Source organism: Nocardia sp. NPDC060249, assembly GCF_042728755.1.
Classification (GTDB): domain Bacteria; phylum Actinomycetota; class Actinomycetes; order Mycobacteriales; family Mycobacteriaceae; genus Nocardia.
Map to the genome: position 1 here is coordinate 1 of NZ_JBHXAQ010000022.1, position 14078 is coordinate 14078.

The following is a 14078-nucleotide window of genomic DNA, read 5'->3' on the forward strand; positions in this document are numbered from 1 at the left end:
GCAGTCAGTCAGGCGCTCATCGTCCTACCTCGTGTCTCGGCCGCTGGGCGGCTGAGTCGGTGTCCGTGTCGCTCTGACTGGAATAAAGTTACGTGTCGACATTTGCAATGTCAAATCCCCTAGTCAGGGGAGATTTTCGCAGTGTTCATGTATGAAAGTGCGCATGGCGGAGGAACATAGCGGGAAGCGTCGGCGGTTGCGTCGCACCGCGAGAGCCGGACTTGTTGTGGCGGGTGGGCTGGTGTTGGTGACGGCTGGGGCGAACATCGCTATGTGGACTTTGTCGTCGGGCCATAGAAGTGCTGTGGCGGCCGCGCCCGACGCACCTGTCGTGATCGTCCCGGGCGCCAAGGTCGCGGCGGACGGAACTCCGATGGCCTATCTCCGGGGACGTCTCGATGTGGCGATCGAGTTGGTCGAAGCGGGTAAGGCCGAGGAGATTCTGCTGTCGGGGGATGCCGGCGGCTCGTCGGGCGATGAGATCGCGTCGATGACGCGCTATCTACTCGACCACGGCATCGACCCGGCCATTGTCCGATCCGATCGCGCCGGCCTTTCCACCCGGGAGACCTGTGAGCGGGCGAAGTCGCTGTTCGGCATCGACCGGGCGATCATCGTGAGTCAGTATCAGCATCTCCCCCGTGCGGTCGCGCTGTGCCGGGCCGCGGGTATCGAGGCCGACGGGGTGGTCGCCTATTGCGAGTGCAGGCGGGTCACCGAGGTACGCAACAACGTTCGTGAATGGCTGGCGGCGCCGAAGGCCGTGGCGGAGATGCTGCTGCGCCGATAGCGCGGCTGGACAACATCGCGTCGATGAACTGCCGGTCCTCGCCGTTGAGCTCAGCGAGCACGAATCGGTCTGCGGCGTGGGGCAAGTCGTCCATGGTCTCAACGTGCGCGGCGGAAGGTTGATAAGTCACAGGATTTTCCGGGGACCGTTGTGGGCGGCGAGGTGCTCGCCGCGACGGCGGGACCAGCGCCGATGTTCTCGCCACGGCAGGCTGAACGGCCGGGGTGGCGTGCTCGGGGAATCCGGATCGCGTACCGTGATCGGGGTTGTCTGCAATGATCGCCGACCGGATTGGGGTGCATCGTGGGCGGTTCCGAGCACGCCGCGCGGCTCGTGCGTTTCTGGCAAACGGTGGAGTTGTTCGGCCCGCAACTGGTACCCGACGTCGAGACCGACGGACTGGTGGTCGATCTCGCGCCCGATGACCGCGCGCCATGGGAAAACCTCGCCGCGCTGCCCGCGTTGAAGACCGGGCGGGTGTGGCAGTTCGTCGTGTACGGCGGATTGTTCGAAGTGGGGCGCGCGCGGGAAGCGCTGGTGCGGACCTTCGGTGAGGACCAACTGGAGGCCGACGCCCGACGGGCCGGGACCACTGCGGCTTTCGCGGTGACGTTGACCGACAGCGGCGTGGTTGTCGAAGGCTCGGCGACGTTGTCCGGGCTCGCGTGGGCCGTGAACCGGCTGCGCGCGCCGGGGCCCGGCGACCTCGGCTGGGCCGACGGGTTCGACCATGACTCGGCGGCATTCACCGCCGCACTCGACACACTGACGAGGGAAACCCACCCCGATGCCGAACAGATGGGTCCGGCGCCGCGGTGGCGTGCGCTGGACGTGGCGGGGCGCGGGGTAGCGGCTTCGGTGATCGCGGCGGGAGCGGATGGCGTCATCTCCCCCGGCCTCGCCGGGATGTCGGCATTGGCCTTCGCTGAACGGTTCGCCGTCCAGACCGACGACGACGTCGTCGAAGCCCCCCGGTTGACCGGCCGCGACCTGCAAACCTTCACCGGTGAACTGTGTGCCGCGCTGGGCATTCGATCGGAATTGCGGGCCGGCGGTGTGCGGGTGGCGTGCGTCCAGGTCGCGGCGCGTGACGCCGACACTGATGCCGCCGAGGATCGCCTGAACAGCGGGCTCGGCACGGACCTCGCCGAGCTCGCGAAAGCCGTGGAACGCGGCGATATCGGGGCGGCGCTGCGCGACTACCTCGCAGCGGCGGAATCGCTGCCGCTCGATGACCGGATCGATGTCCGCCGACGCCAGGATGCGGTCGTCGAGGGCCTGCTCCCCCACCTCGTTCCGGACGGACGCTGGCCGGGCGATCCGCTGGTGTCCGGACAGCAGTTCGCCGTCGATCGCGCGCTGTCCGAATTACGCGACGATGCGGGCATTTTCGCGGTGCACGGCGCGCCGGGCACCGGGACGACGACGATGCTGCGAGACCTGCTGGCGGGGATTCTGGTCGAGCGGGCCGCGCAGCTGGCGGCGTTCGATGATCCGATGGCGGTGTTCGCCGGGGTCACCGAGCAGGTGCAGGTGGCTAAGAACTACACCGTGGGCGCGCACCGATTGGCCAACTGCGTGACCGGGTTCGAAGTGGTGCTCGCGACGGGTAGCGATGCCACCGCTGCCGATGTGGTCGCCGAGATCCAGCATCGCGACGCGATCGATGGCGAGCTCAATCACTTCACCGACCTGGCCGAGCTCGTCGGTGGCGCACCGGCTTGGGGACTGGTCGCCGCGGCACTGGGCGGGACGCGACGAACGTTCGCCGAACAGTTCTGGTTCGGGGACCGGTTCGCGGCCGAGCGGAAGACCGGCACGCCGAACGGCGGGATGCTCGACATCCTCAAGCAAGCCGAGGCCGACCCGGATTCGATTCCCGATTGGCCGACCGCGGTGCGGGATTTCACCACTCGCCGGGCCCAGGTGCGCAGGCTCGCGCAGGCGCGCCAGAACGTCGCCGACGCGGTCGCCGAATTGCCCACCATGAACGCGGGACTGCAGTCGACGGCCGCCGAGATCGCCAACGCAGATGACGCACACGCGCATTGGCGCGAACGTCATCAGCTCGCGACCGAGCACCTGCGGGCCGCGCAGGCCGCACACCACCGGGCGGGCAAGTTCCTCAGCGAGCACGGTGGGCAGAAGCCGGGGTTCGTGGCGTCGCTCTCGACGGGATTCCGGGCCGGACGGCGGTGGAGTGCGCGCAGCAACGAGTTGCTGCGCGAACGACATATCGCCGAGGCGGACATGCGGCGGCGCCAGACCGAGGTCGAGTACACGCGGGAGCAGTGGGCGCAGGCGGCCGAGCACGGCCGCACGCTGATTCGCGAGCACGTCGAGTTGACGCAGCGGCGGACGGCGGCGCTGGATGTTATCGAGCGAGGGCGCGAGAATTGGTCGCGCACCATTCCGTTCGGTGATGCGGCGGGTGACGACGAACAGTTCCAGCTGTGTAATCCGTGGGCGGACGAGCAGTACGCGAGCGCGCGGCGGGAGCTGTTCCTATCGGCGTTGAAATTGCATCGCGCGTTCTTGCTCAACGCGGCCCCGCGGATTCGCGACAATCTCATCGTCGCCATCGCGTTGATCCGTGGTGAGCTGGCCGTCGAGCCGAAGCCGGAAACCGTTGCGGCGGCGTGGCAGACACTGTTCTTCGCGGTGCCGATGATCACGACGACCTTCACCGCGTTGCCTCGGTTGTTCGCCGGGCTGGGGTCCGAGGCCCTCGGATGGTTGTTCGTCGACGATGCCGGGCAGGCTGCGCCGCAGTCGGTGGCCGGCGGGTTGTGGCGGGCTCGGCGGGCGGTGATCGTCGGTGATCATCGTCAGCTGGGGCCCGTTGGCGTGCTGCCCACTTCGGCACAGGAAGCATTCGTGCAGCAGTACGGGCTCGATGCGGAGTGGATGCCGGATCAGGCGTCGGCGCGCCAGGCGGCTGATCGTGGGGTGCGGTACGGGACCTGGCTGATGCCCTCCGATTCGGTCGCGCCGGTGTGGGTCGGCACGCCGTTGCGGGTCCATCGGCGCAGTGACAGGCAAATTTTCGAGCTCACGCATCACATTGCCTATGACGATGATCTGCTGGTGTTCGCCACGCCGGATCGACCGGAGTTTCCCGGGCACGATCGGTGGATCGATGTCAGATCCGCACGGGCCGAGGGTAATTGGATTCCTGGCGAAGGGGAAGCGCTCGCCGCGCTGCTCGCACGGTTGACCGAGGACGGGGTGGCCGCGGCCGATATCCGTGTGGTCAGCCCGTTCCGTGACGTTGCCGATGGCGCGCAGGAGATCGCGCGGGACGTGCTCGGTGCGGAGTTCGCGCAGCGGCAGGTGGGCACTGTCCATGCGATGCACGGCAATTCGGCCGAGGTCGTGGTGCTGATCTTGGGGACATCGCCCGCGGCGGGCGGGTCGCGACGCTGGGCGGCGACGAATCCGAATGTGCTCAACACGGCGGTGTCGCGCGCTCGGCGGCGGGTCTACGTGATCGGCAACTACCGATTGTGGAGCAGCCAGCGCTATTTCGACGACCTCGCCAGGCGCTGGACGGTCGAGACCGAACAGCTCGCCGATCAGACCGTGAGCCGGTAGAAACGCCAGAATCCGAAGTCCTCGATCGGGAGGACATCGACGGCGGTGAAACCGGCCTTCTCGGCATACTCCCCCAGTTTCGCGGTGCGCATGACGGTGCCGGTGCCCGCGGAGCCGGAGTGAGCCATGCCGTCGGGCAGGCAGACCAGCAGGCTGAACCCGTACATCAGGCGGTCGATATCGCTCGCGGGTGCGGTGAATTCCGCAGCGACGGCCTCATCCATGATGATCACCGCGCCACCTGGGCGCAGGGCTTTCCGCATCGAGGTCAGCACCTCGACCGGGTGTGGCATGTCGTGCAGGCACTCGAACGCGAACAGCGCGTCGTAGGCGGCGTCGGGCAGGTCGGTGGCGGCGTCGGCGTGGTGGAAGCGGACACGACCGCCGAGGTCGGTGGCGTTTTCGGTGGCCATCCGCACCGAGGGCTGGTCGATGTCGTAGCCGTCGACGGCCAGCGCCGGGTAGGCGCGGGCAAGGGCGATCGCCGACCAGCCGCCACCTGAGCCGATGTCAGCCGCCTTGGCATCGGGGCGCGACAGCAGCGCGTGGATGTCAGCGACCCCGGCCAGATCCGTCGCGAGACGTTGCTCGAACCAAGGGCGGTTCATGTCCGACTGGGATTCACGCAGGTCGGCGCCGTACTCGGACCAACCGACCCCGCCACCGTCACGGTAAGCGCGCACGAGCGCGGGCATCTGGGTGGCGGCGCCGGCCAGCATACGAGCCAGTGGCGCAAGGTAATCGAGACTGGTGGGATCGGTGAGCACCTCGGCGGCACCGGCGGGCAACGCGAACCGCCCGTCCGCGGCCACCGTCAGTATCCCGGTCGCCGCCTGCTGCTCGAGCCACTCCTGCGCGTACCGGCCATCCCCACCCGCCCGCGCGACCAACTCACCCGCATCCGCGGGCCCACCCTCGACCAACGCCCGATACCAGCCGAGCCGATCCCCGAGATGCACCGCGAGGATATCGATCGCACCGAGCGCGGCCCCGAACAACCGCTCGGCGAACTGCTCACTGGATTGCTCAGCTCCGGTCACCGGTCGTCCTCCTGTTGACGCGATACGAATCGACGCCGACCCGCTGATACGGAACTACGGGTCGGCGTGCCGAAAGGTTCAGCAGGTCAGGGTGGCTACGGCGAATCGAACAGGAGGCTGCCTGATTCGACGGTGGTGCCGATGGTGTCGGTGTAGACGGAGTCTTTTGCCGAGTCCATGACTACGACCGGGCAGATGACCGAGTAGCCGGTGGCGGCGGTTTTCGTCGGGTCGAAGGTGACGATGGGGGCGCCGGCTTCTACGGTGTCGCCTTCGGTGGCGAGGAGTTCGAAGCCTTCGCCTTTGAGTTTCACGGTGTCGATGCCCAGGTGGACCAGGACGCCGATGCCGTTGCCGAAGATGACGAAGGCGTGGGGGTGGAGTTTGAGGATCTTGCCTGCGATGGGGGCCGTCACCATGAGGGTGCCGCGGGTGCGGTCGGGGTCGAGCGCGACGCCGGAGCCGACGATCTGCTCGGCGAAGACCTGATCGGGGACCTCGGACAGGGCCACGACCTTGCCGGGCAGCGGAGCGATGACCGGGATGCTCACAAAATGTCCTCGATGTCGTCGGCCAGGGTGTCGGCTTCGGGGCCGACGACCACCTGCACGACCGTGCCCGACTTGAGGACGCCGTGGGCGCCCGCGGCCTTGAGAGCAGCCTCGTCGACCTTGCCGCCGTCCTTCACCTCGGTGCGCAACCGGGTGATGCAGGCCTCGATCTCGACGATGTTGTCCGCGCCGCCCAAGCCCTGGACGATCGCTTCCGCTTTGGACATATGTTCTCCCTTTCGGCGGTGGTTGCCAGTACCAGTATGGGAGTCTCGAATGTGCGCCACATCATATTCGGCGGTTGACATCCGACCTCCACCTGGTCAAACTGGCAACTGGTTATGACCGGACAGTACCCGTCAGGTACACCGGTTCACAACAGTTAACCCGGATCGGCGGGCAAGCCGGTCCTCCCTCGCCGAGACCGCCGCAAAGCCGGCACGAAGAAGGTCGACATGACTGCCGTTACCGACACACCCAAACAAGAATCGAAGGTGTTCGCGGGATTGCAGCGCCTCGGTCGCAGCCTCATGCTGCCGATCGCGGTGCTCCCCGCGGCGGGCATCCTGCTGCGCATCGGCCAGGACGACCTCCTCGGCCGCTTCTCCGCGCTGGAGAGCACCGCCTCGGTCATCTCGGCAGCCGGGCAGGCCGTGTTCACCTGGCTGCCGCTGATCTTCGCCGTCGGTATCGCGATCGGCTGGGCAAAGAAGGCCGACGGGTCGACGGCGCTGGCCGCGGTGGTCGGTTACATGGTGATCAACGGCGTGTTCGAAGCGATGTCACCGATCGTGCTCGAAGGGAAAACGGACCCGAAGGGTGCGCAGGCGCTGATCAACTACGGCGTCCTCGCCGGCATCGTGATGGGTCTGCTGTCGGCGATCCTGTGGCAGCGGTTCTATCGCACGAAGCTGCCCGATTTCCTCGGCTTCTTCAACGGCAGGCGGCTGGTGCCGATCCTGACCGCGTTCACCGGCCTCATCGTCGGTGTCGGCATGGCCTTCCTGTACCCGGCCTTCAACTCCGCGCTCACCTGGGTGGGTGAGACCGTCGCGGACAACTCGGTGGTCGGCGGCGGCATCTACGGCGCGGCCAACCGCCTGCTCATCCCGACCGGTCTGCACCACATCCTGAACTCCACGGTCTGGTTCCTCGTCGGCGATTACACCGACGCCTCCGGCCAGCTCGTGCGCGGCGACCTCAACCGGTTCTTCGCCGGTGATCCGACCGCGGGCACGTTCATGACGGGCTTCTTCCCGATCATGATGTTCGCGCTTCCCGCTGCCGCGCTGGCTATTTGGCGCAACGCGCGTCCGTCGCAGAAGAAGCTGGTCGGCGGGATCATGCTCTCCACCGGCCTGACCGCGTTCGTCACCGGCATCACCGAGCCGCTGGAGTTCTCGTTCATGTTCGTGGCGTGGCCGCTGTATGTGGTGCACGCGATCTTGACGGGCACATCGATGGCGCTGGTGAACGCGCTCGGTATCCACGACGGATTCACGTTCTCCGCGGGTGCGATCGACTACCTGCTGAACTTCGGCAAGGCCACCGACGCCTGGATGCTGATCCCGATCGGGCTCGGCTACGCGGTGATCTACTACGTGCTCTTCAGCTTCGTGATCAAGAAGTGGAACCTGCGTACGCCGGGTCGCGAGGCGGAAACCGATGTCGAAGCCGGTGTGCCCGACACGGCCCTGGTCGAAGCGGAGACTGCCCTCACGGCCACGGGCGATACTCGAACCGATGCGCCCTCGGTCGCCGAAGTCGAAACGAAGCTGGACAAGAAACTGGAAGGTGAGTGAGGCAATGAGCACCCGCACCGTCATCGTCGGATCCGAGGTGGGGCTGCACGCGCGGCCCGCCGCGAAACTCACGCAGGCCGTCCAGGCCGCGGGGGTGCCGGTACGGATTTCGCTGGGGGGTGGCGAACCGGTCGACGCGGCGAGCGTGCTCGCGGTGATGACGCTGGGCGCCGGCCACAGGGCCGAGGTGACCCTGCACGCCGAGGGCGCCGATGCGGTACTGGACCAGTTGGCCGCACTCATCGCCTCGGATCTGGACGCCGCCTGATGCCGGAACAGGTGATCCGTGGACTCGGAGTGAGCCCGGGCGTGGTGTGCGCGCCGTGGTTGCGGTTCGGATCGCAGCTCGAGACGTCGGCGCACGATCCCGTCGGCGGCTCGGTCGCCGACGAGCTCGCCCGGGTCAAGGACGCGCTCGGTGGGGTGTCCGACGAGATGACGGCCAGGGCCGCGCGAGTGAGTGGGGTCGCGGCGGAGATTCTTTCGATGTCGGCGACGATGGCCCGCGATCCGGGCATCGTCGCTGCCACGGAGAAGGAGCTCGCCGCCGGGATGCCGACAGCGCACGCGGTGCATCTGGCGTTCGAGGGATTCTGCGCGAAGCTGGAAGCGCTCGGCGGGTACATGGCCGAGCGGGCGACCGATCTGCGCGATATCGGAGGGCGGACCGTCGCGGTGCTGCTCGGGCTGCCGATGCTGGGTATTCCGGAGCCGGGATATCCGTTCGTGCTGGTCGCGCGGGATCTCGCACCTGCCGATACGGCGATGCTGGGTGACAGTGACGTGGTCGGGTTGCTCACCACCGAGGGTGGGCCGACCAGCCACACCGCGATTCTCGCGAAGTCGCTCGCATTGCCCGCGGTGGTGAACTGTCCGGACACCGATCGGCTCGTCGACGGTGTGCCGGTGCTGCTCGACGGCACCACCGGCGAGGTCGTGATCGATCCGAGCCCCGAGCATCAGCGGGCAGCGCTCGAACAGGCGGCGGCGGACAAGGCGCGGATCGCGGCGGCCAATGGGCCGGGACATACCGCTGATGGAACGCCGGTGCATCTGCTGGTGAACATCGGCACCGTCGATGACGCGGCGAAGGCCGGGCCCGTCGACAGCGAAGGGGTGGGCCTGTTCCGCACCGAGTTCATGTATCTCGGGAAGACTTCCGCGCCGTCGCTGGATGAGCAGACCGCTTCGTACACGGCGGTTCTCGAACAGTTCGCCGGTCGACGAGTCGTCGTGCGGACACTCGATGCCGGGTCGGACAAGCCGCTGCCGTTTCTCGATCTCGGCACCGAGGAGAATCCGGCACTCGGCGTGCGTGGCCTGCGGATCGGCACGGTGTTTCCGGAAACTCTGGCCACGCAGCTCACCGCACTCGCCCGTGCGGGCGAGGCCACCGGGGCCGATCTGTGGGTGATGGCGCCCATGGTCGCCACCGCGGACGAAGCTGCCGGATTCGCCGCGCTGGCGAGGGAATCCGGGTTGAGCAAGGTCGGGGCGATGATCGAGATCCCGGCGGCCGCGTTGCGCGCCGCCGATCTGCTTGCCCATCTCGACTTCGTCAGCATCGGAACCAACGATCTGAGCCAGTACACGTGCGCGGTGGATCGAATGGCGGGCGGGCTCGCGCAACTGCTCGATCCGTGGCAGCCCGCGGTGCTCGATCTGATCGCGATGGTCGGTGCGGCCGGCGCGGCGGCGGGTAAATCGGTCGGGGTGTGTGGTGAGGCGGCGTCGGATCCGACGCTGGCGCCGGTGCTGGTGGGCCTGGGCGTGACGAGCTTGTCCATGTCGGTGCCCGCGTTGCCCGCGGTACGGGCGGCGTTGGCCGCGGTGGATGCGCAGCAGTGCCAGGACGCGGCCGATGCGGCGCGCGCGGCACGGAATCCGCAGGTGGGGCGTGCGGCGGTCGCGGCGATCATCGGGCGGGCGTGAAAAGAGTTGTTGTGCGCGCGGTCCGGCCGTCGGCCGGATCGCGATGCGGTGTCCGGCGGCGGTCCTCGATCGTCGTAGTGGGTGCCGAATCGGGTTGTTCGGGTGTTGGAGCCGACCACGGCTCCGGTGAGGTGGAAGGTTCGTGGTGACGGGAATCGTGCGCGGTCGTCTCGTCGGGGCGGTCGAGGGTGACATCGCCGATGGCGTTGTCGAATTCGAGGACGGGCTGATCACCTGGGTCGGCGCGGTGTCGAATCATCCCGCACCCGAACGGCTTCCAGTCTCCAGCGACGACCTGGTGCTTCCGGGACTGATCGATCTGCACTGTCATGGTGGGGCCGGGTACGGGTTTCCCAATGCTGATGCGGAGGGCGCTCGGGTGGCGGCGGCACATCATCGGGCGCACGGCACCACCGGGTTGTTGGGGAGCTTGGTGTCGGATCAGCCGGAGGTGCTGCTCGCGCAGGCGGCGATGTTGGCGGATCTCGTCGAAGACGGGGCATTGCTCGGGGTGCACCTCGAGGGCCCGTTCATCAACGCGATCCGCTGTGGGGCACAGGATCCCGCGGCGATCATCCCCGGCGACCCCGCGTTGTTCGAACGGCTCTACCTGGCCGCGCGCGGCACGGTGCGGTCGATGACCTTGGCTCCCGAGACCGCGCATTTCGACGAGCTGCTGGCCGCGATGCGCCGAGAGGACGTGCTGCCCAGCCTCGGGCACACCGATGCCGATGCGGCGACCACCGCGGCGCGCATCACCCAGGCCAGCGGTGGCCCTGTGACCGCTACGCACTTGTTCAACGGGATGCCCGCACTGCATCACCGCTCCCCCGGACCGGTCGCCGCCTGTCTGGCCGCAGCGGGGCGGGGCGAGATGGTGGTCGAATTGATCGCCGACGGTGTGCATTTGGCGCCGGAGACGGTGGCGATGGTGTTCGATACCGTCGGCCCGGATCAGATCGCGCTGGTGTCCGATGCGATGGCGGCGGCGGGCATGAGCGACGGCGACTATCGGCTGGGCGCCCTCGATGTTCAGGTACACGACGGCGTTGCCCGGCTGGCCACCGATGACGGTTCGCCCGGGTCGATCGCGGGCGGCACGGCACGGCTGATCGACGTGCTGCGCTGGACCGTCGACGTCGCCGGCATACCGCTGTCCGACGCGGTTGTCTCCGCGACTCGCACCCCTGCCCGTGTCCTCGGTCTCGCGGGCGAACGCGGAAGTCTCACCGTCGGTGCGCGTGCCGACATTCTTGTCACCGACCAGTCATTGCGGCCGCGGCGGGTGCTCGTCGCCGGAACGGAAGGAATCTGATGGAGATCGTGATCCGGGCTGACGAAAACGACGTGGCGAGTACGGTCGCCGATATCGTCGGCCGGTATGTGCAAGGCGGCAACGCGATCCTCGGCTTGGCGACCGGATCGTCGCCGCTGGGAAGCTACCAGGAGCTGGCGCGCCGGTACCGCGAGGGCGAGCTGGACTTCACCACCGCCAGCGCTTTCCTGCTCGACGAGTACGTGGGATTGCCGAGAGATCATCCCCAGTCCTATTTCTCGGTCATCCGATCGGAGTTCGTCGATCATGTGAACCTGGATCCCGCGCGGGTGCTGAGCCCGAACGGGGAAGCGGGTGACGTGGCGGGTGAGGGCCGTCGGTACGACGCGGCCATCGCCGCCGCGGGAGGGGTCGATGTGCAGTTGCTGGGGATCGGCACCGACGGGCACATCGGGTTCAACGAGCCCGGGTCGGCGCTGACCTCGCGCACGCGGGTGAAGACGCTGACCGAACAGACGCGCAAGGACAACGCGCGCTTTTTCGACGGACCGGAGGATGTGCCGCATCACGTGCTCACCCAGGGCCTCGGCACCATCAACGAGGCCGGGCATCTGGTGATGATCGCGCTCGGCGCGGGTAAGGCCGACGCGATCGCCGCCGCCGCCGAAGGGCCGTTGTCGGCGTTCTGCCCGGCCTCGGTCATGCAGTGGCATCCCCATGTCACCGTGGTGATCGACGAGGCCGCGGCGAGCAAGCTGAAGTTGGCGGACTACTACAAGTACGCGCTCGCGAACAAGCCCGCCTGGCAGTCGTTCTGACGTGACCGCCCTCGAGTTCGCGGTGCAGGACGTGGCAGGCGCGCTCGGCGCTCGCCGCGCCGGGGCGGATCGGGTGGAATTGTGTGCGGCGCTGGGCAGTACGGGTGGGCTCACGCCGAGTATCGGGACGATCGAGTCCGTCGTGGGAGCCGGCATTGCTGTCCATGTGCTGATCCGGTGCCGGGCCGGAGGTTTCGTGTACGCCGATGCGGCGGAGCTGGCGGTGATGAATGCTGATGCGCGCGCGGCAGTGTCGGCCGGTGCGACCGGTCTGGTGATCGGTGCACTCACCCCGGACCACCAGGTCGATGCCGAAGGGCTGCGTCGTGTTCTCGATGGTGTCGCTGTCGATGGCATAGAGCTGACCTTTCATCGTGGGATAGATCAGATCCGCGACCGTGCGGCCGCGCTCGACACATTGATCGCCGGTGGCATGACCCGGGTACTCACCTCCGGCGGGGCACCCACCTGCGCCGAGGGACTCGATGAACTCGCCGCGATGGTCGATCACGCGGCAGGACGCATCGAGATCATGGCGGGTGGCGGGATCACCGTCGGTGACATCGCGGCATTGCACCGGGCGGGCGTCGACGCCATCCACCTATCGGCCCGACGCGTCATAGGTGATGACGGTGGACCCGGTGGCGGCGGGACCTCCGGCCACGAGCGACTGGACGAGGCGCTCGCGGTCGCCGCTGCCCGTCAACTGCTCGCGGTGGACCAGCCGAACGCCTCCGGACACCCTTGTGCCTGATGCGGGTTGGTCGCCTGCTCAGCACCCGCGGGCTCGGCCGCGATGGGTCAGTACGGGTTCGGATTCGCCCGGCTGTCAACTCCTCGTTTCAGGAGCGCTCGGCCAGAATCAATTCTGCCTCGCCGGGACCGCAGTCGAAGGCCGCTTGTACTGCCGCAACGGCTTTTTCGTGTTCGCCCGCGGCGACCAACTCGTCGATATCGGTCCACTGATCGGTGGGCGGGGCTATCGACGGGTCGAGGCGGCGGTCGAGGCGTTCCCACATGCGGGCCACGGTGGGGTCGTCGGCGAGGAGTCCGCCGAGGTGGGCCTTGAAGGTGGGGTGTTCGGTGCGGTACATGCCCATCCAGCTGCTGGCGGGCGGGCTGGCTTCGGCATTGGCGGTGCGGTCGGCGAGTTTGAGGATGACGGCCTTCGGGTGCGCGGCGATCTTGTTGTAGGCGTCCCGGTTTCGCGCTTTGCGGTCGGGGCCGATTCCGGTGACCGCCCACACCAGGTCGAGAACCTCACGGCCGAAACGCAATTCGACATCCTCGGCGGTGACCGGGGTGTCTTCGACGACATCATGGAGCCAGGCGGCGAGGGCGAGTTCACCGCCGTAACCGAAATCGTCGAGGACACCCCGCACGGCCGCGAGATGGGTGACATAGGGATGGTCGCCGTAGCGCTGATCGCCATGCGCCGCGAGGGCGAACTCCCGTGCCTCGATTTCGCGCTGATCGAACTCCATGCCGCACCCCCGTGCTCGATTGGTGATCGTGTCGAGATCGACCCTAGCCGAGGGCTCCGACAGGTTTTCCGGATCAGTGGTGAGCGACCGGTTTCAGCGCGGTGAGGATGCCCGTCTGGTCGCGGCTCTGGGTATAGCTGAGATCGGTGAACCCGACGGCCTCGACCCGACCGGTGTAGTGGCGGATATCGGCATCGGCGAACGGATCGCCACCACGACCGAAGAACGGTACGAGGACTGCCCGCATCCGGGGCGAGGGTGACGCGTCGGCGAGCAGGAGCCGTCCGCCCGGCCGCAACACCCGCCACATTTCGGCGATCGCGGCGTCACGCTGCGACTCGGGGATGTGGTGCATGACGAAAGTACAGGTGACCACGTCGAATTCGGCATCGGGCAGGGGCAGCGACTGCGCCGGGCCGACCACGTAGCGATGATGAGTGGCTCGATCCCGGTCGCGGTTGCCGGCGACCGCCGTGGCGGCGGGATCGACACCGACGGCGGCACCGTTCGGACCGACCGCTCTGCCGAGTTCGCGCACGAGTTTGCCGGGCCCGCAACCGATATCGAGGGCGTGCGAACCCCGACGGGCACCGGAGAGCGTGACGAATTCGGCGAGCAGGCGACGATGCCTGCCCAGGAAGAACACCGTGGTGAAGAGGTTGTAGCGGCGCAGGCCCGCGATGACCAGACCGGTGCCTGCGTCGTCGACGAACATGGGGGTGAGAAGCTGATTTCGGGACATGAGTTCATCGTCGGGCGCCGCAGCGCACGTCACCAGGAGCAGAATCGCC

13 protein-coding genes are annotated in these 14078 nt (G+C 67.7%); 8 read left to right on the plus strand and 5 right to left on the minus strand.

The window, feature by feature from the left end:
• Positions 1 to 304: 304 nt before the first annotated feature.
• Together ACFWFP_RS33680 and ACFWFP_RS33685 are read left to right on the plus strand one after the other, a co-directional pair.
• Entirely contained in the window at positions 305 to 790 is a 486-nt protein-coding gene (locus ACFWFP_RS33680; protein ID WP_379301920.1) for a vancomycin high temperature exclusion protein, read from the plus strand.
• Positions 791 to 1093: 303 nt separating this feature from the next.
• Positions 1094 to 4384 carry a DEAD/DEAH box helicase gene (locus ACFWFP_RS33685; protein ID WP_379301922.1) on the plus strand — a complete coding sequence of 1097 codons (3291 nt, stop codon included), beginning with the start codon at positions 1094 to 1096 and terminating at the stop codon, positions 4382 to 4384.
• Here ACFWFP_RS33685 and ACFWFP_RS33690 read toward each other — a convergent pair.
• The 3 genes from ACFWFP_RS33690 to ACFWFP_RS33700 form a co-directional block, all read right to left on the minus strand.
• The gene (locus ACFWFP_RS33690) at positions 4366 to 5424 is read right to left on the minus strand and encodes a class I SAM-dependent methyltransferase (protein WP_379301924.1); all 1059 of its coding nucleotides are present in this window, start codon (positions 5422 to 5424) and stop codon (positions 4366 to 4368) included. The two genes, ACFWFP_RS33685 and ACFWFP_RS33690, sit on opposite strands and share 19 nt — an antisense overlap.
• Before the next feature lie 95 nt (positions 5425 to 5519).
• Positions 5520 to 5975 carry a PTS glucose transporter subunit IIA gene (locus ACFWFP_RS33695; protein WP_379301926.1) on the minus strand — a complete coding sequence of 152 codons (456 nt, stop codon included), beginning with the start codon at positions 5973 to 5975 and terminating at the stop codon, positions 5520 to 5522.
• Positions 5972 to 6202, minus strand: a complete 231-nt coding sequence (locus tag ACFWFP_RS33700) for a PTS glucose/sucrose transporter subunit IIB (RefSeq protein ID WP_358112715.1) — start codon at positions 6200 to 6202, stop codon at positions 5972 to 5974. Before ACFWFP_RS33700 ends, ACFWFP_RS33695 begins: the two co-directional genes overlap by 4 nt.
• Before the next feature lie 228 nt (positions 6203 to 6430).
• On the opposite strand from ACFWFP_RS33700, the gene ACFWFP_RS33705 reads away from it, so the two are divergent.
• The 6 genes from ACFWFP_RS33705 (at position 6431) to ACFWFP_RS33730 (ending at position 12557) form a co-directional block, all read left to right on the plus strand.
• Positions 6431 to 7777, plus strand: coding sequence for a PTS transporter subunit EIIC (locus ACFWFP_RS33705; RefSeq protein ID WP_379301928.1), 1347 nt, complete (start codon positions 6431 to 6433; stop codon positions 7775 to 7777).
• Between the two features lie 4 nt (positions 7778 to 7781).
• Positions 7782 to 8045, plus strand: coding sequence for an HPr family phosphocarrier protein (locus ACFWFP_RS33710; RefSeq protein WP_379301930.1), 264 nt, complete (start codon positions 7782 to 7784; stop codon positions 8043 to 8045).
• Positions 8045 to 9709, plus strand: coding sequence for a phosphoenolpyruvate--protein phosphotransferase (ptsP, locus tag ACFWFP_RS33715; RefSeq protein WP_379301932.1), 1665 nt, complete (start codon positions 8045 to 8047; stop codon positions 9707 to 9709). The genes ACFWFP_RS33710 and ptsP overlap by 1 nt, the downstream gene beginning before the upstream one ends.
• 145 nt (positions 9710 to 9854) lie before the next feature.
• Positions 9855 to 11024: an N-acetylglucosamine-6-phosphate deacetylase gene (locus ACFWFP_RS33720; RefSeq protein WP_379302016.1), complete on the plus strand. Its 1170-nt coding sequence runs from the start codon at positions 9855 to 9857 to the stop codon at positions 11022 to 11024.
• Complete coding sequence (gene nagB, locus ACFWFP_RS33725; RefSeq protein ID WP_379301934.1) at positions 11024 to 11803, plus strand: glucosamine-6-phosphate deaminase; 780 nt, start codon at positions 11024 to 11026, stop codon at positions 11801 to 11803. The genes ACFWFP_RS33720 and nagB overlap by 1 nt, the downstream gene beginning before the upstream one ends.
• 1 nt (position 11804) lies before the next feature.
• The gene (locus tag ACFWFP_RS33730; RefSeq protein ID WP_379301936.1) at positions 11805 to 12557 is read left to right on the plus strand and encodes a copper homeostasis protein CutC; all 753 of its coding nucleotides are present in this window, start codon (positions 11805 to 11807) and stop codon (positions 12555 to 12557) included.
• Between the two features lie 88 nt (positions 12558 to 12645).
• Here the strand turns inward: ACFWFP_RS33730 and ACFWFP_RS33735 are convergent, their stop codons facing one another.
• Both ACFWFP_RS33735 and ACFWFP_RS33740 read right to left on the minus strand, forming a co-directional pair.
• Positions 12646 to 13287: an HD domain-containing protein gene (locus ACFWFP_RS33735; protein WP_379301938.1), complete on the minus strand. Its 642-nt coding sequence runs from the start codon at positions 13285 to 13287 to the stop codon at positions 12646 to 12648.
• 73 nt (positions 13288 to 13360) lie between these two features.
• Complete coding sequence (locus tag ACFWFP_RS33740) at positions 13361 to 14029, minus strand: methyltransferase domain-containing protein (protein ID WP_379301940.1); 669 nt, start codon at positions 14027 to 14029, stop codon at positions 13361 to 13363.
• Between the last annotated feature and the right edge of the window lie 49 nt (positions 14030 to 14078).

Coding starts and splice junctions, on each gene's coding strand:
- ACFWFP_RS33735 (WP_379301938.1), bottom strand. CDS start 13,287: ATGGAGTTCGATCAGCGCGAAATCGAGGCACGGGAGTTCGCCCTCGCG.
- ACFWFP_RS33710 (WP_379301930.1), top strand. CDS start 7,782: ATGAGCACCCGCACCGTCATCGTCGGATCCGAGGTGGGGCTGCACGCG.
- ACFWFP_RS33705 (WP_379301928.1), top strand. CDS start 6,431: ATGACTGCCGTTACCGACACACCCAAACAAGAATCGAAGGTGTTCGCG.
- ptsP (WP_379301932.1), top strand. CDS start 8,045: ATGCCGGAACAGGTGATCCGTGGACTCGGAGTGAGCCCGGGCGTGGTG.
- nagB (WP_379301934.1), top strand. CDS start 11,024: ATGGAGATCGTGATCCGGGCTGACGAAAACGACGTGGCGAGTACGGTC.
- ACFWFP_RS33740 (WP_379301940.1), bottom strand. CDS start 14,029: ATGTCCCGAAATCAGCTTCTCACCCCCATGTTCGTCGACGACGCAGGC.
- ACFWFP_RS33700 (WP_358112715.1), bottom strand. CDS start 6,202: ATGTCCAAAGCGGAAGCGATCGTCCAGGGCTTGGGCGGCGCGGACAAC.